Genomic DNA, 25,236 nt, shown 5'->3' with positions numbered 1-25,236 from the left:
TGTATTGCAATGTGATACAGTGCGCGCGTCAAAGTAAGAGTGTTACAATGGACGAGAACCGCACGAAAAGGGAAAGTGTTATGTCTGAACCGCCAATAGCCCGCGATGACGAAAGGACGAAGGGTATTCAGGTCATTGCCCGCGCCGCAAAGATCCTCAATGCGCTGGGTGAAAAACCGAACGGGATGAGCCTGGGCGAGATCGCTCAGCGGGTCGATCTGCCGCGCTCAACGGTGCAGCGTATCGTCGGCGCGCTGGACGAGGCTCAGCTGGTGCGCAGCCACGGCAGCGTCGGCGGGGTGCGTCTGGGGCCGGCGCTGCTGCGCCTGATTACCAACGTGCATACCGACGTGGTGGCGATTGCTCAGCCCTGGCTGCAGGCGTTGAGCGATGCGACCGGGGAAACCGTGTCGCTGGCGCGGGCCAACGGCCTGCAGCTGGCGGTGGTTCACTATATTGTTGCCGAGCGCGAACTGCGCGTGGTGCCGCGGCTGGGCATGAACCTGCCGCTGTACAGCACCTCCGGCGGCCGGGCGCTGCTGGCGCTGGATACCGACGATGCGGCCCGCACGCTGCTGGGGGAAGCCTATCCGGCGATTACCGATTTAACGGTGCGTGATTTTCCCGCGCTGATGACGCGTTTGGCGGAGATTCGCCGCACCGGGCTGGCTTACGATCGCGGTGAGACGCTGGAAGGCATCTCCACCATGGCGGTGGCGATCGACACCATCCTCGGGCGTTTCTCCATCAGTTTGTTGATCCCCGGCCCGCGCCTGCAGAAAAATGAGGCGCATTACCGGAGTGAAATTCTGAAGTGCAAAGAGGCGCTGATCGATGAAATCGGCAAGGCGGCGCTGCGTGATGAATAGGAGTCTGAGATGAAAACGTTATTGGTGGCGGTGGACAATTCGGATGCGACGCAATATGTGCTGGCCCTGGCGGCTGAGCAGGCGCGGGCGCTGCAGGCGCAGGCGCTGGCGGTGTGCTGCATCGATGCGGGTTACGCGCTGACGGTGAACGGCGATGAACCGGGCGGCGAAGATCCGGCGGATTTTGCCTATGCCAATGATGAACAGCAGACGGCCGAAGCGGTGGTGCGGCAGGCGCTGGCGGTGTTGAGCGAGGCCGGCGTCAGCGCCAGCGGCAAGGTGCTGGTTGGCGAAGCGGCGGAGGCGATCGTGGCGGAAGCGAAGGCGCAAAAAGCGGCGATGATCGTGATGGGGCGCCGCCAGATGTCATCCTTTAACCGTCTGTTAAAAGGGTCATGCAGCGTGGCGGTGGTTGAGCATGCGCCTTGCCCGGTGCTGATTGACGTGCGCGCCGACGGTTAACCTGCGGTGGGCCTGGCCCACCGCAAATTATCAATCAGCCGACCAGCTGCTTGCCATAATCAAACAGCGCTTTTAACTGCGCCATTTTGGCCTTATCACCTTCATGCTGGTTGTATAGCGCTTCCAACTGCAGAATATAGGCCTGCACCCGCTCGGCGTTGAGCGCTTCGCGGCGGTGCTGCAGCCAGCGGCGCTGTTCGGCATCGTCCAGCGTGTTCGGGTAATTGCGGGCGCGATAGCGGAACAGCAGCTCCTTCATGCGGCCGTCGCCAAAGGCCAGATCCAGCGCCGGCAGATTTTGCGGCTTGGTTTGCAAAATGATCTTCATCGCCGCTTTATCGGCATCGCTGAAGAAACCGTCATACAGCTTGGCGTCGACGTCGTCGGCCGGGGTAAAGGGTTCCGCTTCGGCATACAGCGCCACCACTTTCTCACGCACTTCCGGGTGCTGACGCAGGATCTGCAGGTTGTTCAGGCAGGCCTGGCGGTCGATGCCCAGCCGTTCAGCATTTTCCGGCAGCAGGGTTTTGGCCGGCGCCAGCACCGGGCATTTATTGATATGCACCAGCTTGATCGGCGCCGGCGGCTGGTCGGCGGCTAACTGGTCGCGGCGGGTATACAAACGCTCACGCAGCTGGTCGGCATCCAGTTCCAGCAGCGGGGAGATATCGCCGGCCAGATCGCAGACGATCACCGCATTTTTATTCTCCGGGTGCCAGGCCAGCGGTGCGACCCAGCTGGTGTTGCTGCGCGCTGCGCCGAACATGCCGGATACGTGCACCAGCGGCGTCATCTCGGCAATATCGATCAGCGCGTTCAGCTTGTGCTTGTTGCGGTGCTGCAGCAGATAGTCGAACAGGCGCGGCTGCGCCTGCTTCACCAGCTTGGCCATGGCGATGGTGGCGTACACGTCCGACATGGCGTCGTGCGCCTGTTCATGCTCAACGCCGTTGGCGCGGGTCAGGTGCTCCAGGCGGAAGCTGGGGAAGCCCTCGTCGTTTTCCGGCCAGACGATCCCCTCTGGCCGCAGGGCGTAACAGGCACGCATCACATCCAGCAGATCCCAGCGTGAATTACCGTTTTGCCAGCTGTAGGCGTAAGGATCGTGGAAGTTGCGGTAAAAGATATTGCGGCTGACCTCATCGTCGAAACGAATATTGTTGTAGCCGAGGATGCAGGTGCCGGGAACGCTGAACGCTTCGTTGATCTGACGGGCGAATTCGGCCTCACAAACGCCTTTGGCCAGCGCCTCCTGCGGCGTAATGCCGGTGATCATCACCGCTTCCGGGTCCGGCAGATAGTCATCCGCCGGGGTGCAGTAGATCACCAGCGGCTCTTCGATAATATTGAAGTCCATATCGGTGCGCACGCCGGCAAACTGGGCCGGACGATCCAGCGACGGGCTCTTGCCAAAGGTTTCGTAGTCGTGGATGTAAAACGTGTTCTGTCTGCTGTTGTTTTTCACTGTCTGAGCTTGTCCGCGTTTGTCATCTGATTGACAGATTTAAAGGTGTTGCACCCTGTTTATCCGCTGCGTTTGCTATATGGTAAACCATATTCGGGCAGTCCAGAAGAGGGGGATACTCAGTGCGTAGCCCTTCCATGGGTTGGCAATTTTATTCGCGTTATTGTGGGGGAGTGAGTTGAGGGAACGGGAGTGCTCTGTTATCGCACATAGATAAAACAGAAAAATGTTAGGTACGGTTTTTATCATGATGTTGTTAAGCTGGTTACAATAAAGGCCTCCAATCGGGCATCAGAAACATATTAGGGGAATGTATGGGCTGCAGTGGTCGTTACCATTGTGCGATAAGTAAACAAAACCGTGCAGTGAGCTATTAGGTAACTAGTCTCTATTATGACATATGTAGCCAGTCGGGCAGATACATCATCGCCCCTCCCAAGAGTATTGAAAGTGACCAGATGAGAAAGAGGTAAAAATAGCGTTTAATCCAACGGGTTTCACTTTTAGGTAAGGTATTGATGAAATCGTAAGATTCATCTCCAAGGTACTCAGTTTTAGACAATCGGATGCGTTTACGGGTCAGAAGCTGCCAGAAAAATATGGTGACGATCATACTGCCAAAATACCCTGCGGAAACAGCAAGAATATCGAATTGCCGCATAAACAAACCATGTGACATGTATTTTGAAATTGTATTTTTATAGTTTTTTTTTATAACAGCAAAATAAATAATGCTAAAAATAAATAGTAGCATCCCCAGGAAGGCGATTATTGTACCAATGTTTCTAATTGCATCACTCATAATTTACCTATGTCACCTAAACAAGATATTGGCCATGCCGCTTCCTACGCGACCACCAATAGCCTCGCCTGCTGCGGTTCCAGCATATGCCCCAATGCCACTGCCTACGATGGCACATGCTACGCCAGCACTACCGGCCATCGGGGCGCTGATAATCCCTAAGGCAACGCAAATTCCACCCCCAGCCAAGGCACCCCAAGTGCCTCCAGCTGAACCTAATCCGACTCCGGCAACAAAGGCTCCGTATTCTTTGAAGGCAACGTGACCGCATTCGCTCTCACGGCCGGTTGTACAGGCATGATACACGTCATTAGTCGTGCTAGTCGCTGATATTGCCAGACCCACCCATCCAGCATTCTTCATAAACTTAATGGCTCTGTTGGTGCTATCCAGATAGGTCGAATAGCCCCTAATCGCACCTACGCCAGCCGTAGACCACTCATGGACAATAGAGCGGCTTGATAAATTTAAGGCGCTTTTGATGCTTTCATACGGACGCAGGTTCAAGATTTTACGCGTCAGCCGGCTGAATACAGGTTTATCCAGCATTGCTTTGAGCTCACCAAACAGGCAATTACGTTCGACAAAAAACTGCTGGCCAATCAGCGTACCCTGAGTGCGGAACTGGTTTTGGTATGTGATCTCTATTCTCTGCAGGATTTCATCAATTCGTTGAAAGTAACGTTTCCCTGAATCACTGGCGATGCCTAATCCGGTGCTGCTGCCATTAAGTATGGTGGCGAGGGTGTCGTAGTTACGCTGCAGGAATGTCGCCTGCTCGGCATCCAGCTGCGCCATGGCTTTATTCACCTGGTTTTTGGCCTGGCGTAAATGATGCAGGGCTGGGCCTTGCTGGGGTTGTGCGGATCGGCAACGATCAGAATATGTCCCGGCTTTACCCATGGCGTATCGGCATTAAGCTGCAGGTAATAGCGGGCGGCTTCGCTGTTTGGGTTTCTGAACAGCATGTTTGCCTGTGAAGTGAACGAGCCAGGGGTTTCAACAACGCAGTAACCAGGTTCAATCCGTTGACGGGGCGGTAAGGCCATGGGGTGACTCCTTGTCATCGTTGATAGGGGCGTTTTAGCTTATGTACCTTAAACTAACCTTACCCCTGGTTTCAACGGCTACAGGTCAGCAACCAGCCACATATCGGCTTCTTCAAACATCTCTTCCAGCAGGCGGTTCAGTTTTTCTTTGTCGCTCTTGCTGGCATCCGTATTCAGGCCGTTTGCCTGCATGGGTTTGACCCTCACGTCGGCGTCGGGAAAAATCTTGTGCACCCGCCTTGTCAGTTCGTCCTTGATCATCTCGGCTGCGCCGGGCAGCCCCTGAACATTCCGTTGGTCAAAAATCAGCTCTACAAACATATCATCATCTTTAGGTTACTGTGATTGTGTACAGTATTTTGTCTGTGAGCGCTTCTGCCGTCAAGTAGAGCAGAATACGTCCGTGGTATATGCACGATTTTTATCGCTGCGGATGGCTGGCCGCGTTGCACTTTTGTTCTGCAGAATGGATTGGCCGATGCTGGTAGTCATACCGCGTGCAGGCCAAGCCGATGAGCGCGCTCCAAAACAGGGCGCACAGCAACAGCACGGCTAACCAAACTTTTTTGTTGTAGCTCATGATGATTCCAGAATACAGAGCAAGAATTTTCCGCTATTAAGGCAGGTGAAATATAAATGCTTGCTCAACAAAAAGAGGAAAGGGTGAAAGTATAAAATCAAGAGTGTAACTAAAGTTATCGTTTTTCTTTCACGGTAAACCTTAATAAAACCTTAACGAAGTGATTTAATGTTTTTGTGAATTATTGATTGATGATGCGTTTAGTTGTTGCCATTTACACTCCGTTTTATTCTATCCCATACGAGTAAAACAACATGAAAACTTTGCTGCTGACGGGCGCCACCGGCTTTCTGGGCGGTGCAGTGCTGGAGAAGTTATTAACCGATCATCATCAGATAAATTACCTGCTGTTAGTGCGGGCAGAAAATAGCGAGCAGGGCCTGGCGCGTATTAAACAGAACATGGCGAAGTTTAATCTGTCGCCGGAAGTATTAAATAAAATCACGCCGGAGAATATTTTATTGGGTGATTTAGCCGACGCGGAGCATTTCCTGAACGATGCGCGTTTGGATAGCGTGACGCAGGTAATTAACTGCGCGGCGGTGGCGTCGTTTGGCAATAACCCGCTGATCTGGAAAGTCAACGTTGCAGGCACGCTGGCGCTGGCGAGCAGAATGGCGCAGGTGGAGGGGCTGCAGCGTTTTTTACACGTCGGCACCGCCATGTCCTGTACGCCGGAGCCGGGCACGCTGGTGGCAGAAAGCGGCGAGTTCGCCGCAGACGCCGAGCATCTGGTGGAATACACCCGCTCCAAATCCGCCATTGAACAGCTGATGCGACAGCGGCTGCCGCAGCTGCCGCTGGTGATCGCCAGACCGTCGATCGTCGTCGGTCATACGCGCCTTGGCTGCCAGCCCTCCAGCAGTATTTTTTGGGTATTCAGCATGGCGCTGATGCTGCGCAAATTTATGTGTTCACTGCAGGATCAGATTGACGTAATTCCGGCGGATTACTGCGCCGATGCGCTGGTGATGCTGCTGAACGGCGAACAGCTGGAGAGCGATGTGTACCATATCTCCGCCGGGGCGGAGCGCAGCGTCAGCTTTGCCGATATTGACCGCGCCATGGCCAGCGCGCTGGAGCAGGCGCCGGTCGGCGAGCACTATGCGCAGGTCAGCTATGAGGCGCTGGTGCAGATGCGCCGCCAGCTGAAGGATATCTTCGGCCCGTGTAATGAGCGGCTGATGTTAAAAGCGATGCGCCTCTACGGCTCGTTCGCCATGCTCAATGTGCGCTTCTGCAATGACAAACTGCTGAAGCTGGGGATGCCGCAGCCGCCGCGCTTTACCGATTATCTTGCGCACTGCGTGGCCAGCACCCGCGGCCTGTCGATTCCGCAGCAGATGGCCGTGGATTTTAAATAAGCCCGCTTACCAGGATGAGGATGACCAGAACACCCGGCCGAGCACCACCAGCTGATCTTTACGCTGCTGATAGCTGAGGCACTCATCCTGGTACTCTTCGCGGTTCAGCGAACGGATCACCACGCCGCCGTCCGGCTGCTCCAGCAGCACTTTGACACGCAGGAGATTGCCGTGGCGGATGGCGTAGGTTTTGCCTTCGCGGATGCGTACATCGTCGGTATTGATGCCGACCACGTCGCCGTCCTGCAGGCGCGGCTCCATGCTGGAGCCGGAGATGCGGATAATCCGTGCGGCATTCACCGGCACGCCCATTTTGTGCAGGTAGTAGCGGCGGAAAATCAGCGAAAACTCTTCACGGTCGACGATTTCATAGCAGCCGTCGCCCGCGGAAAAATCAATGTCCAGCAGGGGGATTTCCACAAACTCTTCCTTGTCCTGGTCGGTGTCTTCCCACACCACCGGCTTCAGGCGGGCAGGCTGAAAATCTGACGCCGTATCGACGTTATCAAAGGGTTTGGCCAGCTGTTTTTCATGGAAGACATCGAACCACCCCTTGGGTAAATTCAGCCTGGCCTCAATCCGCCTGGCGAGGTTATCGCCAAGATTGCGTGAGGATTTGTCCCCGATGATTTGGCTCAGCGTGGGCGCGGAGGACTCAACCAGCGCGGCGAACTCGTTCTGGTTGATGCCGTTACGCGCGTAGCGGGCCATCAGGTCGCGCAGATTGTTGCGCCTTATCTCTTTGGTTTCCATTGGTGGATCATCGCACTCTTTAGCAAAAAGGTAAATATTTTCTCTGCTAAAAATGCTTGCTAAAAATTTAGCATTTAGCTAAAAATAAATGCGTGATGATGTTCATGTCACCCAAACTTCGCGTATCATGACGATGTGCGAATACCTTTGAACAGCCAACGCAAAGAGGGAATCTGCGATGTTCACTATCGATTACAACAGCTACCGTTCGGTAGCCAGCTTTAACCGCCGCGTGCGCTTTCTGGTGCTGCACTACACTGCGCAAAATTTTGCCGACTCGATCGCCTCGCTGACCGGCAACGGCGTCAGCGCGCACTACCTGGTGCCGGATCCGAACGATGCCGGCTATCGGGAAGCCGGGTTCGACGGGCTGCGCATCTTTAACCTGGTGGATGAACAGGAGCGTGCCTGGCACGCCGGCGTCAGCCAGTGGGGGGCGCGCAACAGCCTGAACGACACCTCGATCGGCATTGAGATCGTCAACCTGGCCAGCGGCGACGGTGAAGATATCACCTTCCCGCCGTTTGATCCGCAGCAGATTGAGGCGGTGATCCAGCTGACGCGCAATATTCTGCAGCGCTATCCGGATATTTCACCGGTCAACGTGGTGGCGCATTCGGACATTGCGCCCGGCCGCAAGAGCGACCCCGGCCCGCAGTTCCCGTGGCATCAGCTGTATCTGGCCGGTGTCGGCGCCTGGTATGATGAGGAGACGCGCCAGCGCTATCAGCAGCGCTGCTGCTGTCAGTTGCCAGACCGGCAACAGCTGCTGGCGCTGTTTGCCAAATATGGCTATGACATCAGCGCCGCCGGCGACGACGAGGGCTACCGCCAACTGGTGCGGGCGTTCCAGCTGCATTTCCGCCCGCAGAAATATGACGGCGTCATGGATGCGGAAACCGCGGCGATCCTGCAGGCGCTGGTAGAGAAATACGTGGCATAACGGCCAACCGGGCGCGCTGGCTGCGCCCGGTTTTCCCGCCGCGGGCGCCGTTTTTCTGCATTTCCGGTTATCCTTTTTCGCCCCGGCTCCGCTACACTGAGGGTTTTCCGTTATCAGCAAGTGGATACACCGTGCGTCTGGATCGTGGCATTTCCTCGTTTGAACATCTGATCTATCGTCATTACCGCATTGTGCACGGCGTGCGCATCGGGCTGGCGTTTATCCTCACCTTTTTACTGATCCGCCTGCTGGACGTGCCGGAGGGCACCTGGCCGCTGATTACGCTGGTGGTGGTGATGGGGCCGATATCGTTTTGGGGCAACGTATCGCAGCGGGCGCTGCAGCGCATTGCCGGCACGGTGTTTGGCGCCGCCTCCGGGCTGGTGGCGCTGTATCTGGCGACCTATTCGCTGTCGCTGATGCTGCTGTGGTGCGGGATAGTGATGTTCGTCTGCGGCTACTTTACCCTCGGTAAACGGCCCTATATGGCGCTGCTGATTGGCATTACGCTGGCGGTGGTGTGCGGCGAGGGCAGCGGCGATATGCAAACTGCGCTGTGGCGCAGCGGTGATGTAATCTTCGGTTCGATACTGGCGCTGCTGTTCACCAGCATTTATCCGCAGCGCGCCTATATTCTCTGGCGGATGCAGATGGCGGAGTGTTTTCGCACCGCCGGGCAGATTTACGGCGGCTATCTGTCGCTGAACGTGGTGGAGCGGCCGCGGCTGGAACTGCGCCTGAAGCGCCTGCTGAACCAGGTGGTGAAGCTGCGCAGCCTGATCGCCCCCAGCAGTAAGGAAAGCCATATCTCCGTTGAAGTGTTTGAGGCGGTGCAGACCCTGAGCCGCAACCTGGTCTGTACGCTGGAACTGCTGGCCGACGCCTACTGGGCCTCGCGTGAGACGCATTTTATTATGCTGAACGCCAAGAAGCTGCGCAGCGCCCAGCTGTTGACGCTGCGTTCGCTGGAGACGCTGGCGGCGATGATGGAGCACGGCGGTCCCGGCCTGCCGCAGCAAACCATCGGCGAGCTGGGGGAGATCTCCGCCGAGCTGAAAACCCTGATGCAGGAAGCCGGCGGCCAGCACGTTGAAGCGCCGATTTACGGCTATGTGTGGCTCAGCATGCAACTGGCGCAGCAGCTGGAGGAACTGAGCGATCTGCTGAAAGTTTGTACCGCCGACAGCGCAGAATAGTGGGTGAGATCATTAAGCGTGCGCTTCGGGTTTTGGCCGCGCGGCTAAAGTGGGTAAGATAGTGGCATTGGGAGTTGTGCCGCACCGCCACAAACCTGTATCTTGAGAACATTGTGGCCGTAAGCAAATGAATCTGTGTATTACTAAAGCAAGGGTTATAAAGATGGATAATGCAACTAAGCCGAGTTTCCAGGATGTTTTGGAGTTTGTGCGTATGTTCCGCCGTAAAAACAAGCTGCAGCGTGAAATCGTCGATAACGAAAAGAAAATCCGTGATAACCAGAAGCGCGTACTGCTGCTGGACAACCTGAGCGAGTACATCAAGCCGGGCATGAGCATCGAAGACATCCAGGGCATCATCGCCAATATGCGCAGCGACTATGAAGATCGCGTTGATGATTACATCATCAAAAATGCCGATCTGTCGAAAGAGCGCCGCGAGCTGTCTAAAAAGCTGAAAGCCATGGGCGAAGTGAAGTAACCCCGGGTTTCCCCCACAGGCCAGATATGCATCTGGCCTGTTTTATTTTACCTGCCTCAAAGTTATGCACGCTACCCGTTGCCAGCCGGTAAACCACGCTTTAGTCTGATATTGAAACGATGTTTTAGTATTAAACCAATGCGTAGGGATCACTCATGTCTTATTGTGCAAATGCTTCCCGATATGACCAGATGCAATACCGTTATTGCGGCAACAGCGGGCTACAGCTGCCTGCTCTGTCGCTGGGGCTGTGGCACAACTTTAGCGATGGCCACAGCCTCTCTTCCCAGCGGGCGCTGCTGCGTAAAGCGTTTGATCTGGGGATTACCCATTTTGACCTGGCGAACAACTACGGCCCGCCGCCGGGTTCGGCGGAAACCCATTTCGGCCAGCTGCTGCAGCAGGACTTTCTGCCGTATCGCGATCAGCTGATTATTTCCACCAAGGCCGGCTACGATATGTGGCCCGGTCCTTACGGCAGCGGCAGCTCACGCAAATACCTGCTGGCCAGTCTCGATCAGAGCCTGCGGCGGATGGGGCTGGATTACGTCGATATCTTTTATTCGCACCGGGTGGATGAACACACGCCGATGGAAGAAACCGCCGCGGCGCTGGCGCAGGCAGTGCAGAGCGGCAAGGCGTTGTACGTGGGGATCTCCTCCTATTCCACCGAGCGCACCGTGGCGATGGCGGCGCTGCTGCGGGAATGGAAAATTCCGCTGCTGATCCATCAGCCGTCTTACAGCATCCTGAACCGCTGGGTTGAAAACAGCGGTCTGCTGGACGCGCTGGAACAGCAGGGGACGGGCTGCATCGCCTTTACGCCGTTGGCGCAGGGCCTGCTGACCAATAAGTACCTGCACGGCATTCCGGATGATTCGCGCATGAAGCGCGAGCAGGGCGGTTCGCTGAAAGAGAGCATGCTGTCCGCGCAGAACCTGCACAGCATTCAGCTACTGAACCAGCTGGCGCAGCAGCGCGGACAAACGCTGGCGCAGATGGCGCTGAGCTGGCTGCTAAAGGACCGGCGCGTCACCTCGGTGCTGATTGGCGCCAGCCGGCCGGAGCAGTTGGAGGAAAATTGCCAGGCGCTGAACAACCTCACGTTCAGCGCGGCGGAGCTGCAGCAGATCGATGAGCACGCGGCCGATGGCCGGCTGAATCTCTGGCAGGCGTCGTCCGATCGCTAAACGCCGGAAAGCAAAAAGCCCGCTTAAGTTGCCTTAAGCGGGCTTTTCTAAATATGGCTCCTCTGACTGGACTCGAACCAGTGACATACGGATTAACAGTCCGCCGTTCTACCGACTGAACTACAGAGGAATCGTGTGAACGGGGCGCATAGTAACGAGCCGGGCGGGCTTTGTCAAAGCGCTAACGGCATTAAACGGTGCGTTCGCTGGCTTAATAAGCGATTTGCGCCATTTTTCAGCATGTTAATACCGAGGCGGACGGTTTTTACGCGCAGAAAAGGTGCAGTCGTCATTGCCTGGCGCGTTGTCGCCGGCGGTTGCTGGCCGTCAGACCGGCGCGGTGCACCAGGCGGCGGATTTGGCGTTGCTAAGCCGGCTTTTAGCTATTTTCCATATAGTTAACAAAAAAATAATAACCCTTCTTAGGTTGATACTTTCCTTTTCACCTTACTGTTTGTTGGGATTTTTCTGTGTTAGCATGATGGCTTGTGTGGGAATACCCCTGATAAATAGGCCGCTGCGCGCTCGCCAGGCGGTTTGATACCTATAACAGCACCTCATAACGGCACAGATACCTCGCCGTTGTCGGATTTCTGGGATTTTGAAAGTTATGAAAAAAACTATCGCAGTAGTAACGTTTTGCGCGTTACTGGCGGGTTGCCAACAGGCTGGCAACCGTTCCGTGACCAAGGCGGAGAAGGCGGAGCCGGCGCAGGCCACGGAAACGTCCTCCATGTTGCCAACCCGGCCGGAGGTGAGTGTGGGCAATGACGCCGCCCTGTATACCTGCATGAAAGAACTGAATGCGCTACAGCAGGTTGCGCCGGCGGCCTATCAGAGTAAAAACGCCGAGCTAAACCAGATTCTGGCGCAGGCCAAACTCTATACGCAGGTGCGCGCCAATCTGAGCAGCGAGATCAACGGTATTCTGGACTCCGGCTATCAATACCGCATCGGCAAAACCTGCAATGACATTCGCACCGCGTTAACCCAGGCGCTGGTTGAGCGGGTGGAGAAAATCTGACGGACGAAGGCGGATAACGCACCGGCACTGTGGATGGCGTCCGACAACGGCCGTCATCCTTTTTCCGCCGCCTCTGGCCGGCGTAAGTAAAAAAATCGCCATAAAAGTGTGATGGGTGTCGCGTTTTTTCCAACAATTGGATAAAATCTCTCCATTGCTTCCCACCTGTTCTGGATCTTGTTTACTCATGAACGAAGTCGCCGCTTCCCGCCGCACAGCCTGGCTGCGCGTTGTCGTGCTTGCCGTTTCCGCCTTTATCTTCAATACCACCGAGTTTATCCCGGTCGGGTTACTGAGCGATATTGCACAAAGCTTTGCCATGCAGACCGAGCAGGTGGGGCTGATCATTACCATTTACGCCTGGATTGTCGCCGCCGCCTCGCTGGTGTGCATGCTGCTGACCAGCAAAATCGAACGGCGTAAATTGCTGATTGGCGTATTTATCCTGTTTATCGCCAGCCATGTGCTGACCGCGGTCGCCTGGAACTTCACCACGCTGGTGATCTCCCGCGCCGGCGTAGCGCTGGCGCACTCGGTATTCTGGTCGATTACCGCCTCGCTGGCGATCCGCGTGGCGCCGGCGGGCAAAAAAGCGCAGGCGCTGAGCATGCTGGCGGGCGGTACCGCGCTGGCGATGGTGCTCGGCCTGCCGCTGGGGCGCGTCGTCGGGCAGCTGCTGGGCTGGCGGATGACCTTTATCGGCATTGCGGTGGCGGCAACGCTGGCGCTGCTGATGCTGTGGCGGCTGCTGCCGGTGCTGAAGAGCGAGCATTCCGGCTCGTTGGCCAGCGTGCCGGTACTGTTTAAACGCCCGGCGCTGGTCAGCCTGTATATGCTGACCATCATCGTGGTGACGGCGCACTTTACCGCTTACAGCTATATCGAGCCGTTTATCCAGCGGGTGGCCGGCCTGAGCGACAACTTCACCACGCTGATGCTGCTGCTGTTCGGCGCGACCGGTATTATCGGCAGCCTGCTGTTCAGCCGCTACAGCGAGCGCTTCCCGTCCGGGCTGTTTATGAGCGCGATTGGTCTGTTGGCCGTCTGTCTGCTGCTGCTGTTGCCGGCCACCGGCAGCGAGTTGCACCTGACGCTGCTGTGCGCGTTCTGGGGGATGGCGATTATGGCTATCGGCCTGTCGATGCAGGCGAAGGTGTTGAGCCTGGCGCCGGACGCCACCGACGTGGCGATGTCGATTTACTCCGGTTTATACAACCTGGGTATCGGCGGCGGGGCGCTGCTGGGCAACCAGGTCAGCCTGCATCTCGGCATGCCGAACGTCGGCCTGGTCGGCGCGCCGCTGGCGCTGATTGCGCTGGGATGGTGCGTACTGAACTTCTACCGCAGCGAACGCCTGCAGCACCACCGCGCCTGATGCGCGCACCGGCCGGCGACGCCTCTTCGCCGGCCGGTTAAATTTTCCCCTCAGCTAAACCGCATCCCCGCAGTTTTTTATGCTTAATTAATTTCTTTAGCCTGCTATTTAAAAATTTAACTCCGTCCGCGAATCATTAGCATAGACAATTAACGTCAATGTTATCGAGAGGTTGCGGGTGAGTGATACTTTTGTGGTGGATAACCGGCAGGCCGGCGCGCAATCGCCGATTTATGAGCAGGACCTGTCGGCCAGAATCGACGCGCTGCCGGCTTCGGCCGGGCTGTGGCGCTTTATTACCCTGCTGTCGTTAGGCGGCTTTTTCGAGCTGTATGACCTGTTCCAGACCGGCTACATCAGCGGCGCGATGATCGCCGAAGGTATTTTCCACCTCGGCGCCGACGGCGTGTTCGGCGTCTCCGATCAGGCGGCGTTCGCTTCGGTGACCTTCCTCGGCCTGTTTGTCGGCGCCAGCCTGCTCAGTCCGTATGCCGACCGCTTCGGCCGGCGGGCGACCTTTATGTTTGCGCTGGCCTGGTACGGCGCCTTCTCGCTGCTGCTGGCGCTGCAAAATCAGGCGGAATGGATCTTGCTGCTGCGTTTTCTGGTCGGCGTCGGGCTGGGCATTGAGCTGGTGACCATCGATACCTATCTCACCGAATGGATCCCGGCGCATTTACGCACCCGCGCGTTCGCCTTTGCTTTCTTTATCCAGTTTTTGTCGGTGCCGGCGGTGGCATTGATGTCATGGTGGCTGGTGCCGCAGACTATTTTCGGCCTGACCGGCTGGCGCTACGTGGTGATTATCGGCGCGCTGGCCTCGCTGGTGATTTGGCTGGTGCGTAAAGGCCTGCCGGAGTCGGCGCGCTGGCTGGTGCAGCAGCGGCGCTACGGCGAGGCGCGGCAGGTGATGGCGGGCATGGAGCGGCGCTGCGGCGTGACGGACGCGCCGTCGTTTCCGCAGCGCGATGCGCCGGCGGCGGAAGAGGGGCGGCAAGGGCGGTTTCGCGATATCTGGTCGCCGCGCTACCGCGGCCGGACGCTGATGCTGGTGGTGATGAACTTCTTCCAGGCGATCGGCTTTTTCGGCTTTGGCAACTGGCTGCCGGCGCTGCTGTCCGGCAAGGGGGCTTCGGTGACCCACAGCCTGCTGTATGCGTTTTTTATTACGCTGGCCTATCCGCTCGGTTCGTTAATCTGCAGCCGCTTTGCCGACCGCATGGAGAACAAGTGGCAAATCGTGCTCTCCTGCCTGATGACGGTGATCTTCGGCTCGCTGTTCGCCTGGCAGAGCAACCCGCTGTGGCTGGTGCTGTGCGGCTTCTTTATCACCTGGTCGAACGCCTGGCTGACCTACAGCTATCACTCTTATCAATCGGAAGTGTTTCCCACCTTTATCCGCGCCCGCGCGGTGGGGTTCTGCTACTCCTTCAGCCGCTTATCGACGGCGTTCAGCAGCATTATCATCGGCGTGATCCTGCAGTATGGCGGTTCGGCCGGCGTGATCGGCTTTATCGTCTTCAGCATGCTGATGGTGATGGGGGTAATCGGCATTTTCGGGCCGAAGACCCGCGGCCGCGATCTGGAAGCGATTTAAGCGGCGAGGAAAAGAACGGCCCGGATTGCCCGGGCCGTTTACCGTCAGCGGAACGGCGGCTCGTTAAAGGTGCGCAGCTTGCGCGAATGCAGGCGCTCGCCCTCGGCGCGCAGCAGATCGATAGCGTGGATGCCAATCTGCAGGTGCTCGGAAATCGCCCCTTCATAAAAGCGGTTGGCCTGCCCCGGCAGCTTGATCTCGCCGTGCAGCGGCTTATCGGAGACGCACAGCAGCGTGCCGTAAGGCACGCGGAAGCGGTAGCCCTGCGCGGCGATGGTGGCGCTTTCCATATCGACCGCCACCGCGCGGCTGAGGTTAAAGCGCAGCGCCGAGGCGGCGTAGCGCAGCTCCCAGTTGCGGTCATCGGTGGTGACCACCGTGCCGGTGCGCAGCCGCTGCTTAACCTCTTCCCCCGGCATGCCGCTGACCTGCTTGGTGGCGTCGTACAGCGCGCGCTGCACTTCGGCGATGCTGGGGATCGGGATGTCCGGCGGCAGCACCGCGTCCAGCACGTGGTCGTCGCGCAGGTAGGCGTGCGCCAGTACGTAATCGCCGATCGACTGGCTTTCACGCAGGCCGCCGCAGTGGCCGATCATCAGCCAGGCGTTCGGCCGCAGCACCGCCAGATGGTCGCAGATGGTTTTGGCGTTAGAGGGGCCGACGCCGATGTTAATCAGCGTAATGCCCTGGCCGTTGGCGCCGATCAGGTGGTAGGCCGGCATCTGGTTGTTCTTCCACGCCAGATCGGACACGGCCTGCTCCGGCGACGGAGTATCGGCGGTGATATAGATACCGCCGGCGCAGGAGAGCGCCTGATACGGGCTGTCCGGATCGGCAATCTCGCTGCATGCCCAGCGGACAAACTCATCCACATAACGGGTATAGTTGGTGAACAGCACAAACTGCTGGAAGTGTTCCACCGGCGTGCCGGTGTAGTGGCGCAGGCGCGCCAGCGAGAAGTCGGCGCGCAGCGCGTCGAAGTGCGACAGCGGGAAGGTATCGCTGGCGTGGGACAGGCCGTCGGCGGTGTCATCGCCGATTTGCGCCAGTTCGGGCACCGGAAAATGCTGCGCCAGGCCAGCGCTCATGGAACGGTCCAGCTCCAGCGAGGAGCCGTCGATCACGTACGGATAGGGGATTTCGCGCTGCGAGGGGGCCACGTCGATGATGGCGCCATACTCTTCCACCAGCAGCGTCAGCTGGTCTTCCAGGTAGTGGCGGAACAGCGCCGGCCGCGTCACGCTGGTGGTGTAGCAGCCGGGATGGGTGAAGCGGCCATAGGCGCGGGTTTTCTTGTCGCTGGGGGCGGCGCCGTGCCAGCTGACGCGCAGTTCCGGGTAGACAAACAGCCCGGCGGCGCGCGCCTGTGCGTCCGGCAGCGTGCCGTTATCAATAAAATCGCCAATCGCCGTTCGCAGCGCCTCGACCGCGCTCTGGTAGCGGGCTTCCAACTGATCCAGCGCGTCTGCGACCGTGTGGTTACTGCCTGTTTTGCTTTGAGCCATAGTACCTCTGAACGTATGGTTGTTCGACCGCGGGTATTGTAAGAAAGTAGCATATTCTCAATATGTTACAAATGTATATCCGCGTGGCGGCCGGTGTCGCTGCCGCCACGCGCGCGTGGCGAATTCTTCGCATAAAAAACTTTGCAGGATCGGCAGGGATCAAACATGATTTAAAACAGGGTTTCGTTTTATGCCATGGAGCAATGTTGAACGTATTTGCGCAGCTTCGTCAACGGGTGATCGCCACGCCGTGGTACCCGAAGCGGAAAAGTTACCGCGTGCTGTTTCGGCGCGAGATCGTGCCGCTGGCGGTGCCGATCCTGCTGGAGAACGCCTGCGTCCTGCTGATGGGCGTATTGAGCACCTTTCTGGTGAGCTGGCTGGGCAAGGAGGCGATGGCCGGGGTCGGGCTGGCGGACAGCTTCAACATGGTGATTATCGCCTTTTTCGCCGCGGTGGATCTCGGCACCACGGTGGTAGTGGCGTTCAGCCTGGGCAAGCTGGATCATCAGCGGGCGCGGGCGGCGGCGCGTCAGTCGCTGGTGCTGATGACGGTGGTGGCGCTGTTGCTGGCGGCGGTGATTCATCTGGCCGGCGCGCAGATTATTGATGTGATTGCCGGCGCCGCCACGCCGGAGGTGAAGGCGCTGGCGCTCTCCTACCTGCAGACCACGGTGTGGAGCTACCCGGCGGCGGCGATTGCGCTGATCGGCAGCGGCGCATTGCGCGGCGCGGGCAATACCAAAATTCCGCTGCTGATCAACGGCGGCATGAATATCCTCAATATTATCATCAGCAGCGCGCTGATTTACGGCATCGCGGGCTGGGACGGGCTGGGGTTTATCGGCGCAGGATTGGGGCTGACCCTGTCGCGCTACCTTGGCGCCGTCGCGATTATTTATGTGCTGGCGATCGGCTTTAACCCGTCGCTGCACATTACCCTGAAGAGCTATTTCAGTCGGCTGCAGCTGTCGATTCTCAAAGAGGTGCTGGGCATCGGCATTCCCGCCAGCATCGAGTCGGTGCTGTTTAACGGCGGTAAACTGTTGACGCAGATGTTTGTCGCCGGCATGGGCACCAGCGTGATCGCCGGCAACTTTATTGCCTTCTCGATCGCCTCGCTGATTAACCTGCCGGGCAACGCGCTGGGGTCGGCGTCGACCATTATCGTGGGCCGACGACTGGGCAAGGGGCAGATCGGCCAGGCGGAGCGGCAGCTGCGGCATATTTTTTGGCTGTCGACCCTGGGGCTGACGCTGCTGGCCTGGGGCAGCGCGCCGTTCGCCGGGCTGTTTGCCGCGTTCTATACCCAGCAGGATGATGTGAAAGAAGTGGTGAAAGTGCTGATCTGGCTGAACGCCGCCTTTATGCCGATTTGGGCCGCCTCCTGGGTGCTGCCCGCCGGGCTGAAGGGGGCGCGTGACGCGCGTTTCGCCATGTGGGTATCGATGCTGGGCATGTGGGGCTGCCGGGTAGTGGCCGGCTACGCGCTGGGGATCGAACTGGGCATGGGGGTGACCGGCGTCTGGCTGGGGATGTTCCTCGACTGGGCGGTGCGCGGCGCGCTGTTCTACTGGCGTATGGTCAGCGGCCGCTGGCTGTGGAAGTATCCGCGCCACAAACAGGATGCCACGCCGCAGGATTAGTTCTGCGGGTAGCGGGTATAGGGATTGTTGTTATTGAGCGACGGCAGAAACATGGCGCCGATCAACGCCAGGTGCGGCAGGCAAAACCAGCTGAAACACCAGGTGCCGCTGTAGCCGCCATCGTGCAGACGGCGGATATTGCTGGCCAGCAGCGGCAGCACGAAAATCATGACCAGGATCCATAAAAGCGGGTAATTCATCACCACCTTTAGCGCCAGATAGAACACAAACCACAGGTGCTGAAATACCACCAGCGTAATATAGAATGCGCGGCTGTCGCGGCCTTTGATATTGAACGACTGTCGGTATCCCTGGTAGATCACATTTAACAGGTAAATGATGACATCCTCCATGATGCACATTTCTTATATATCAATAAGTTAATAATTTATCGACCATGGAGGAAGAGAGCAAGCGTTTGTTGCTTACCCTGTAATGAGCGTTAGTTAGTGGGATGTCGTTAGCAGTCTGTAGGGTTGAAGCGTCGTGACGGACATCTAAGACGCTTATGGATTGAAACTGCTATAAAGGGTTAGTTATGTTACGGAAATGACGCATTTTAACGCAAAGGAGTTGCGTATATCGTGAAGAAATTACCCGGCAATCTGTATCACCTGTTTTATGACGAGTTACCGCCAGCCCGCTATGACAGGATCATCAACCCCCGTGCAGCGTGGTATGAAGTATGCCAACATTATGTGTTAGATACTGGCAGCTCCTGCGGTTTTAATATGTTCGGTGATGATATACAGCTACGCTCGCGATGGGATAATCGTGTGTTGAATGATACTGGCCGCTACGCCCGCAAGTTAAAGGGTGACATAGAATGCGGCAATGTCGTTTACATTGATGATAAAGAAGCATGGAATAGCTCGCGCTTTGCATTTTATATCAATGAAATAGGACGTTTGGTGAGCTGTGGCAAATTTAATTTTTTTGTGCTGAACGGTAGCAACCGCATCATTGACTACTACGAGCAGGCGATATGGAACAGGGGGGAAGGCCCGCGACCTTTGCCAACTGTAAGGTCTGCAGAATATTGCACGCCACCACAGCACGCTCAAGCAGCAAAAAAGCAGCCTGGCACGTTGAATAGCAGAGCCGTTGGGCGGTTGTTGGCCGCCGGGGGAATATACAATCAGAACGTGGAAGGTTTTGCACAGACGGCTAAGCAGTTGGGCGGCGATGCGGCCGAAGGTTTTACCCAGGTGGCTAACCCTCAGTCGATAGGTTCGCTGGTTGCATTATCTTCGATAGTTGCTGTTACTCGTATGCCCGGCGGCAACATTGCTAACATAAAGTCGTTAGAGGAACTTCAGCATTTTCTAGGGACGTACAAGGGTGATAAAAAATTACTCAACAATATTGATGTTATTAAAATGGATTATATTCAGAGACCGAGAGGTGAGTTAGTTGCGTTACGCTCTGAATTCAAAAACAAAGCAAAGGGTAATTTCCTGCGGGATATTGCAAGCCATGATGATATTGTCACGAGGTTTGACTCAGTGAGTAGGGAAAGAATGCTGAAAGGACTTAACCCTGAAGGATGGGAAGTACACCATAAATTACCATTGGATGATAGCGGAACTAACAGCTTTGATAATCTTGTTTTAATAAGTAAAGCGCCAGAGCATCGGGTGTTTACTACGGCACAATATAGAGTAACGAAATCACTGGATGAGAGTAAAACTGTACTGTGGCCTGTACCAAAGGGTGTTGTATATCCTTAAATTGAGGTGGTTATGCTTAATATTAAAAGTGTAGTGCAGGAGTTTCAGGAAATCAGTGCTAAGCTTGGTAATTCACTTTTTCCTGCTTACCTGGGGGAGGTTGTATATCATGATTTTGGTCGAGGCATTGATAAAAACCAAGATAACTTTTGGCTTGAGTATATCGAGTTTGCGCGCTTGAGTGATGGCCTTTTAGCTGATTCGGTGAGTTTCTTTGGGTTGGGGTATTACGATTGGGCTGATTTCAATAACCTCTATAAAAATAATGATATTTTCACAAAAGAGAAAGGTATGCATCATGAAGGTCTTGATGGTTTAATTGTTGTTGGTTCTAATGATACGGATATACTGGTTTACGACACGAAAAGTTTTCAGTGGGAAGTTCGAGACCGTATTGCAATTGACTTTTCAACCGATTCATTTAGTACGCTTGCGGAACTCATCAACGCCCAAATACTGGAACTAAAAAATATACATGGTGATTTATTATGAAAAAGCCGCCCGTAGGCGGTCTCCTGCTGTTCAAGGGATAACTTATTTATCCGTTGTTTTTCCCGCCATTTGCTGCAATAGCCAGTGCCGCAGCGCGATGATATCCGCCCGCTGCGCCGCCTCTTCGGTGGTAACCAGATAATAGCGTGCGCCGGGCAGCGACTCGTCAAACGGCGCGGTGAGCACGCCGCGCTGCAGCAGATCGTTCGCCAGCAGCCGGCTGGCGATCACCACGCCTTGTCCTGCCACCGCCGCCTGCAGCGCGTGCGTTTCATCGCTGAAAATCAGGCCGCTGTCGCAGTCCAGCCCGTCAGGCCCGTAGCGCCGCCGCCAGTTTTGCCAGGTGGGCGAGTCGGCGGGCACGTGCCGCTGCTCCACGTGGAACAGCGTGGCGGTGCGTAAATCCTCCTTTTCTTTGATGCCGAGCGACGGGCTGGCCACCAGAATAAAGTGGTCTTCATACAGCAGGGTGCTGTGCAGCTGGCTTTCCGGCGTTTCGCGGTAGCGGATGGCGGCATCGACGGTGCGCTGGCTCAGGTCTACCCGCTCGACGCTGGTGTGCAGACGTAAATCGATGGTCGGCAGCTGCGCCTTAAAATCGGCCAGGCGCGGCACCAGCCAGTGGGTGAGGAAGTTGGAGGTGGTGGTGACCGTCAGCGCCGGCGGCTGGGCGCGGTGCATAATCTGCGCGGTGGCGCTCTCCAGCGCGGCGAAGGCGCTTTGCGTTGCGGCGTATAACAGTTCCCCGGCATCGGTCAGGCGGACGCCCTGGGCGCTGCGCTCACAGACCCGGCATTCCAGCATCGATTCCAGCAGCTTGATCTGGTGGCTGACGGCGGTGGCGCTGACGCCCAGCCGTTCGGCGGCCAGCTTAAAGCTGAGACAGCCGGCGACGGCATGAAAGGCGCGCACGGCGCCCAGCGGCGGTAAACGGGGCTTTCTCATGGCTGAGTTATTCTCATCTGTGAATGAAATCTATGACTTTGATCGTCTGATTATACGCAGGATAAGCTGATAACACCGCTCACAGAGGGTGAGTTTATTTCATGATTATTGCGTATAGCGCAGGAGGGCGATGATGATGACGTTATCCCAACAGCCGGCCGCCGGCGCAGTTGCGTCGCCGGGCGCGGTGCTCCGGGCGATTGTGTTCAGCGTACTGCCGTCTGCGGCGCTGCTGTTATTCAGCCAGTACGGCGGGGCGCAACCGCTGCCCGCTTTGCTGCTGCCGCTCAGCCTGGCGCTGGCGTTTGCCTGCGGCGCGGCGCTGGGACGCTGGCGTCCGCTGGCGCAGCGGCCGCAGCTGGTGGCGGCGCGCTATGGTCTGCTGCTCGGCGCTGCCGGTCTGCTGTGGATCCTGCTGGCGCTGCACGGCGGTCTGGCATGGACCATGCTGTTGCCGGGGGCCGGGGTGACCGGCCTCGGGCTGGGCGCGGCTTACCAGAGCCAGCGCGCCGTCGCACCGCCGGGACAGCGTGCGGTGAGCGCTCGTATCGCCATGGCGCTGACCTGCGGCGCGGCGCTGGCGGCGACGCAGTGGCTGCAGTGGCAGGCGGCGCCGGCCGGGCTTAACTTTGCCCTGGCGCTGCTGGTGGATATGACGCTGTTCGGCGCGCTGCTGGCGCGCATTGTCGAACGCGACCGGGAAAACGACGCCTGCCGCTGCGGTTAGCCCGTTTTTTCGCTAAGCAACGCAGAAATGCGTATTTCCCTTCCGGGCCGCTAACGGCTTTACTTTGCTCAGGCGTCAATCACTGACTGAGGAGGGGAGCATGAAGCGTTTACTGGCTTTTTGGCGGTTCGGCCGCGGGACACAGGCCGAACCGCAGCAGAGGGGGCAGGACGGCGACAGCGCCGCGCTGCTGGATACCATGCTGGCCACCAGCCAGTTGTATGGTTTTGAGTTCCATCCTTCGCTGCTGCGCCATTATGGAAAATAATCGCTACCGCCGCGCCATGCGCTACAGCTATTGGAATGAGCTGTGCGTCACTGCCTGACTAAAAGGCGGTGTCGAGCTCTGCCTGCAGGTTGTAGTCATCATCAACCAGTAACAGCGTTTTCCATTTATCGAATGTCAGGCAGGGATGCGAGGTGCCGAAGATCAGGATATCACCGACCTGCACATCGCTGTCAGGCGCCAGCTTCAGCATACAGTGCTGATCCATGACCTCGCTGCTGGTATAGGCGCCGGGCCGGAACGGCAGCGCCTTGCCCGCCTGGTAATGGGCGACCGGCTGCGGCAGCCCGGCGTCAAAGGCGCAGTCACGCTTGCCGAAATTCACAATCGCCAGCCCGGCTTCCGGCACCGATTGCACCATCGCCACCAGCTGCAGTGCGGCGCTGAGATCGCCGCCGAGATCGCAGGCGATACGGTCGCGCGCCCGCAGCGCATCCTGCGCCTGTTGATAGATGCCGTTGTCATGGGTGATATAGCAGCCGGGACGAATCACAATCCGGCAGCGCGGCGGCTTCTGCGCCGTCAGCCAGATGTTGCATACCACGTCATACCAGACGGTGCCCGCACCGGTCAGAATAAACTCCCCGTCGACATGGGCCGCCATATCGCAGGCCAGCGCCGCCGCCGCGCCGAGCAGGGCTTCTATCTGCGGCTGCGGATCGTCGCCGTGCAGCACGCCTTCATACAGCTCCAGCCCGCGCAGCCGCAGCCCCGGCAGGCCGGCGACCTCGGCCGCCAGCGCCAGCGCCTCCGCCGTGCTGCGGCATCCGCAGCGGCCGCCTGGCACGCCCAGCTCCACCAGTACGTCCAGCGTTTGCCCCTGTGCATCAAAGAAGGCGGCAAGCGCGGCGGCGTTGCTCACGCTGTCGACGCAGCACAGAAAGTCGCACTGCGGATACTGCCGCTTCAATTGCGCGACCAGCTGCATATTGGCTTTCCCCACCAGCTGGTTGGCCATCAGCACCCGTTCGATGCCCGCGGCCATGGCGGCCTGCGCCTGCCAGGCGCTGCCGACGCCGATGGCCCAGGCGCCGGCCGCCTGTTGCTGACGGAAAATCCACGGCGTCATGGTGGTTTTGCCGTGCGGCGCGAGGGAAACCCCGCGCCTGTCGGCGTAGCGCTGCATCCAGCGGATATTGTTGTCCAGCGCGCCGGCTAGGATAACGGCGGCCGGCAGGCAGACCTCCTCGCGCAGCAGATTACCGGCGCTGGCGCGCATCGGCGCCGCTTTATGCGTTGCGTGACTGATAGCTGTCATTTGTTTTCTCCTGCCAGCGGTCCGATCGGTTTGGCGTCGCTGTGGGTGGTTTCCCGTTCGTCGGTGATCATTTGCAGCACTTCTTCGCGTGACAGTTTATTTTTCGGGGTGAGCAGGGTGACGACCACGGCGGCGAACAGGCTGACGAGCAGCGCCGGGAGCACCGGGTTGCCGAGCGCCTGTGACCAGGCCGGGATCAGAATCACGGTCAGTGAGGTCAGGCTGCCGCCCAGCAGCGCGGCAATACAGCCCTGCCAGTTAAAGCGCAGCCAGAATTTACCCAGCAGCACGGTGACGCACATGCCCGACATAATCATTGAAATCATTTTGGTGATATAGCCAATGATGTCATTCGAGGTCAGCGCGAAAATCAGCGCCAGCAGGATCACCAGCAGCAGGAAAATGCGCGACAGGTTGATGGCCTTCTCCGGCGGCGGCATTTTCCCCGTCACCATGGTGTAAATGTCACGCAGAATGATGGATACCCCGGCAATCGCATCCGAGCTGCCGGACGACAGGTTGGCGGACATGCCGGCAATCAGCACCACCATGGCCAGCGCGGCCGGCAGGGCATTGGTGGCGAACAGGAAGGCAAAGCTGGGGTTTTCCAGCTCCGGGTTCATCACATGGGTCGCCATGCCGATAATCGCCGGCAGGAAAGAGAAGCCCATATACAGCAGGCCGGTAATCACGAAAGACTGGCGGATGGAACGCGTCGAGGCGGCGGAGTAGATGCGCTGACGGTAGGACGGGGTCGCCAGTACGCCGATGCCGATGACGATCGCCAGGGAGAGCGCCGGCCACAGGCCGAGCTTGCCAATGCCGAACAGCGTAAAGGCCTGCGGATCGGTGTTGGCTACCAGGGTATCCCAACCGCCGACGTAGCTGACGGACAGCGCGGCCAGCACGATAAAGCCGACGAACAGCACGATGGACTGCAGCGTGTCGATCCAGGAGACGGCTTTATAGCCGCCGATGCCGACATAGAAGATAAAGCCGACGGCGATAATGATTTTGGCGACGGTGATATCGATATCCGCCGCCCAGGCCAGATACAGCCCGCCGCCGAGGATATGCGCGCCCAGCCAGCCGATAGAGGCGAGGAAAATCAGCAGGGCCACCAGGTTTTTCACAATGCGGCTGCCGCCGGTGTAATAGCAGATCTCCTCGCTCATGGTCATAAAGCGCAGTTTTCTGACCGGGCCGAACAGCCAGGCGGTCAGCAGGATGCCGGTTGCACCGCCGATGCCGTACAGCATGCCGGCCCAGCCGTTGGTGTAGCCAAAGCTCACCGCGCCGATGCTGGAGCCGGTGCCGACCATGGTGCCGACGGTAGAGCCGAGCGTCAGCAGCATCGGCAGCTTCCGGCCGCCGAGTATAAAGTCTTCCCCTGTCTTCTGGTGGCGGGTGACGTACCAGCCGACCGCCATCATGACGAAGGCGTAGAGGAGAAACCAGATCAGGAAATTGTTGTGTTCCATAATATTCCCTTAGGTA

At 57.7% G+C, this 25,236-nt stretch carries 25 protein-coding genes, 1 tRNA gene and 1 pseudogene; 15 read left to right on the top strand and 12 right to left on the bottom strand.

The window, feature by feature from the left end; translation table 11 throughout:
• The first annotated feature begins 80 nt into the window (after window positions 1-80).
• Both I6G83_RS22385 and I6G83_RS22380 read left to right on the top strand, forming a co-directional pair.
• Window positions 81-869: an IclR family transcriptional regulator gene (locus tag I6G83_RS22385; protein WP_041411829.1), complete on the top strand. Its 789-nt coding sequence runs from the start codon at window positions 81-83 to the stop codon at window positions 867-869.
• A gap of 9 nt (window positions 870-878) precedes the next feature.
• Complete coding sequence (locus tag I6G83_RS22380; protein ID WP_054307578.1) at window positions 879-1,331, top strand: universal stress protein; 453 nt, start codon at window positions 879-881, stop codon at window positions 1,329-1,331.
• 34 nt (window positions 1,332-1,365) lie between these two features.
• Here I6G83_RS22380 and sbcB read toward each other — a convergent pair whose 3' ends face one another.
• The 5 genes and pseudogenes from sbcB to I6G83_RS22355 all read right to left on the bottom strand — a co-directional run bounded on the left by sbcB (window position 1,366) and on the right by I6G83_RS22355 (window position 5,227).
• On the bottom strand, window positions 1,366-2,796 hold the full coding sequence (gene sbcB / locus I6G83_RS22375; RefSeq protein ID WP_015673035.1) for an exodeoxyribonuclease I: 1,431 nt from the start codon (window positions 2,794-2,796) through the stop codon (window positions 1,366-1,368).
• Window positions 2,797-3,187: 391 nt separating this feature from the next.
• Window positions 3,188-3,598 carry a hypothetical protein gene (locus I6G83_RS22370; protein WP_054307577.1) on the bottom strand — a complete coding sequence of 137 codons (411 nt, stop codon included), beginning with the start codon at window positions 3,596-3,598 and terminating at the stop codon, window positions 3,188-3,190.
• Between the two features lie 12 nt (window positions 3,599-3,610).
• Window positions 3,611-4,647: pseudogene (locus I6G83_RS22365) on the bottom strand (hypothetical protein).
• Between the two features lie 78 nt (window positions 4,648-4,725).
• A complete protein-coding gene (locus I6G83_RS22360; RefSeq protein ID WP_054307576.1) occupies window positions 4,726-4,968 on the bottom strand; it encodes a DinI family protein in 243 nt (80 codons plus the stop codon).
• A gap of 100 nt (window positions 4,969-5,068) precedes the next feature.
• Window positions 5,069-5,227, bottom strand: coding sequence for a hypothetical protein (locus I6G83_RS22355; protein WP_156484019.1), 159 nt, complete (start codon window positions 5,225-5,227; stop codon window positions 5,069-5,071).
• Between the two features lie 254 nt (window positions 5,228-5,481).
• Between I6G83_RS22355 and I6G83_RS22350 the strand changes: the two genes are divergently transcribed.
• Window positions 5,482-6,591 carry an SDR family oxidoreductase gene (locus tag I6G83_RS22350; RefSeq protein WP_054307575.1) on the top strand — a complete coding sequence of 370 codons (1,110 nt, stop codon included), beginning with the start codon at window positions 5,482-5,484 and terminating at the stop codon, window positions 6,589-6,591.
• A gap of 6 nt (window positions 6,592-6,597) precedes the next feature.
• Here I6G83_RS22350 and I6G83_RS22345 read toward each other — a convergent pair whose 3' ends face one another.
• Window positions 6,598-7,344 carry a S24 family peptidase gene (locus I6G83_RS22345; protein ID WP_054307574.1) on the bottom strand — a complete coding sequence of 249 codons (747 nt, stop codon included), beginning with the start codon at window positions 7,342-7,344 and terminating at the stop codon, window positions 6,598-6,600.
• Between the two features lie 178 nt (window positions 7,345-7,522).
• On the opposite strand from I6G83_RS22345, the gene I6G83_RS22340 reads away from it, so the two are divergent.
• From I6G83_RS22340 to mgrA, 4 genes are all read left to right on the top strand, one after another.
• A complete protein-coding gene (locus tag I6G83_RS22340) occupies window positions 7,523-8,287 on the top strand; it encodes an N-acetylmuramoyl-L-alanine amidase (protein ID WP_054307573.1) in 765 nt (254 codons plus the stop codon).
• Window positions 8,288-8,418: 131 nt separating this feature from the next.
• A complete protein-coding gene (locus I6G83_RS22335) occupies window positions 8,419-9,483 on the top strand; it encodes an FUSC family protein (RefSeq protein WP_054307572.1) in 1,065 nt (354 codons plus the stop codon).
• A gap of 163 nt (window positions 9,484-9,646) precedes the next feature.
• Window positions 9,647-9,964, top strand: coding sequence for a PTS system regulator TmaR (tmaR, locus tag I6G83_RS22330; protein WP_015673026.1), 318 nt, complete (start codon window positions 9,647-9,649; stop codon window positions 9,962-9,964).
• Between the two features lie 155 nt (window positions 9,965-10,119).
• Window positions 10,120-11,154, top strand: a complete 1,035-nt coding sequence (gene mgrA / locus I6G83_RS22325) for an L-glyceraldehyde 3-phosphate reductase (protein WP_054307571.1) — start codon at window positions 10,120-10,122, stop codon at window positions 11,152-11,154.
• A gap of 54 nt (window positions 11,155-11,208) precedes the next feature.
• Here the strand turns inward: mgrA and I6G83_RS22320 are convergent.
• Window positions 11,209-11,284 (bottom strand) — tRNA-Asn (locus I6G83_RS22320).
• 480 nt (window positions 11,285-11,764) lie between these two features.
• On the opposite strand from I6G83_RS22320, the gene I6G83_RS22315 reads away from it, so the two are divergent.
• From I6G83_RS22315 to I6G83_RS22305, 3 genes are all read left to right on the top strand, one after another.
• Entirely contained in the window at window positions 11,765-12,178 is a 414-nt protein-coding gene (locus tag I6G83_RS22315; RefSeq protein ID WP_138111677.1) for a hypothetical protein, read from the top strand.
• A 187-nt stretch (window positions 12,179-12,365) separates the two neighbouring features.
• Window positions 12,366-13,553 carry a sugar transporter gene (locus I6G83_RS22310; protein ID WP_054307697.1) on the top strand — a complete coding sequence of 396 codons (1,188 nt, stop codon included), beginning with the start codon at window positions 12,366-12,368 and terminating at the stop codon, window positions 13,551-13,553.
• Between the two features lie 244 nt (window positions 13,554-13,797).
• Window positions 13,798-15,150, top strand: coding sequence for an MFS transporter (locus tag I6G83_RS22305; RefSeq protein ID WP_054307701.1), 1,353 nt, complete (start codon window positions 13,798-13,800; stop codon window positions 15,148-15,150).
• Between the two features lie 44 nt (window positions 15,151-15,194).
• Here the strand turns inward: I6G83_RS22305 and I6G83_RS22300 are convergent, their stop codons facing one another.
• Complete coding sequence (locus I6G83_RS22300; RefSeq protein WP_054307696.1) at window positions 15,195-16,655, bottom strand: AMP nucleosidase; 1,461 nt, start codon at window positions 16,653-16,655, stop codon at window positions 15,195-15,197.
• A 206-nt stretch (window positions 16,656-16,861) separates the two neighbouring features.
• On the opposite strand from I6G83_RS22300, the gene I6G83_RS22295 reads away from it, so the two are divergent.
• Entirely contained in the window at window positions 16,862-18,301 is a 1,440-nt protein-coding gene (locus I6G83_RS22295; protein WP_054307700.1) for an EmmdR/YeeO family multidrug/toxin efflux MATE transporter, read from the top strand.
• Here the strand turns inward: I6G83_RS22295 and I6G83_RS22290 are convergent.
• A complete protein-coding gene (locus tag I6G83_RS22290; protein ID WP_158510611.1) occupies window positions 18,298-18,654 on the bottom strand; it encodes a DUF805 domain-containing protein in 357 nt (118 codons plus the stop codon). The genes I6G83_RS22295 and I6G83_RS22290 overlap by 4 nt on opposite strands.
• Before the next feature lie 231 nt (window positions 18,655-18,885).
• Between I6G83_RS22290 and I6G83_RS23615 the strand changes: the two genes are divergently transcribed.
• On the top strand, window positions 18,886-20,031 hold the full coding sequence (locus tag I6G83_RS23615; protein WP_232238936.1) for an HNH endonuclease signature motif containing protein: 1,146 nt from the start codon (window positions 18,886-18,888) through the stop codon (window positions 20,029-20,031).
• Between the two features lie 12 nt (window positions 20,032-20,043).
• Entirely contained in the window at window positions 20,044-20,523 is a 480-nt protein-coding gene (locus I6G83_RS22280) for a YrhA family protein (RefSeq protein WP_054307694.1), read from the top strand.
• Window positions 20,524-20,565: 42 nt separating this feature from the next.
• Here the strand turns inward: I6G83_RS22280 and I6G83_RS22275 are convergent, their stop codons facing one another.
• On the bottom strand, window positions 20,566-21,468 hold the full coding sequence (locus tag I6G83_RS22275; protein WP_054307693.1) for a LysR substrate-binding domain-containing protein: 903 nt from the start codon (window positions 21,466-21,468) through the stop codon (window positions 20,566-20,568).
• A gap of 130 nt (window positions 21,469-21,598) precedes the next feature.
• Here I6G83_RS22275 and I6G83_RS22270 point away from each other — a divergent pair, with 130 nt between their 5' ends.
• Both I6G83_RS22270 and I6G83_RS22265 read left to right on the top strand, forming a co-directional pair.
• Window positions 21,599-22,195 (top strand): hypothetical protein, encoded by a 597-nt coding sequence (locus I6G83_RS22270; RefSeq protein WP_062779044.1) that lies wholly within the window; start codon window positions 21,599-21,601, stop codon window positions 22,193-22,195.
• A 100-nt stretch (window positions 22,196-22,295) separates the two neighbouring features.
• Window positions 22,296-22,463 (top strand): hypothetical protein, encoded by a 168-nt coding sequence (locus I6G83_RS22265; protein ID WP_156484020.1) that lies wholly within the window; start codon window positions 22,296-22,298, stop codon window positions 22,461-22,463.
• 58 nt (window positions 22,464-22,521) lie between these two features.
• Here the strand turns inward: I6G83_RS22265 and I6G83_RS22260 are convergent, their stop codons facing one another.
• Window positions 22,522-23,739, bottom strand: coding sequence for an amino acid deaminase (locus tag I6G83_RS22260; RefSeq protein ID WP_054307691.1), 1,218 nt, complete (start codon window positions 23,737-23,739; stop codon window positions 22,522-22,524).
• The gene (locus I6G83_RS22255; protein ID WP_054307690.1) at window positions 23,736-25,220 is read right to left on the bottom strand and encodes a sodium:solute symporter family protein; all 1,485 of its coding nucleotides are present in this window, start codon (window positions 25,218-25,220) and stop codon (window positions 23,736-23,738) included. The genes I6G83_RS22260 and I6G83_RS22255 overlap by 4 nt, the downstream gene beginning before the upstream one ends.
• Window positions 25,221-25,236: the final 16 nt, after the last annotated feature.

Source organism: Serratia rubidaea (genome assembly GCF_016026735.1).
In the GTDB taxonomy this organism is placed as follows: Bacteria; Pseudomonadota; Gammaproteobacteria; order Enterobacterales; family Enterobacteriaceae; genus Serratia_B; species Serratia_B rubidaea.
Note: the sequence above shows the minus strand (reverse complement) of the source record. Positions and strands in the feature narration are given on the sequence as shown.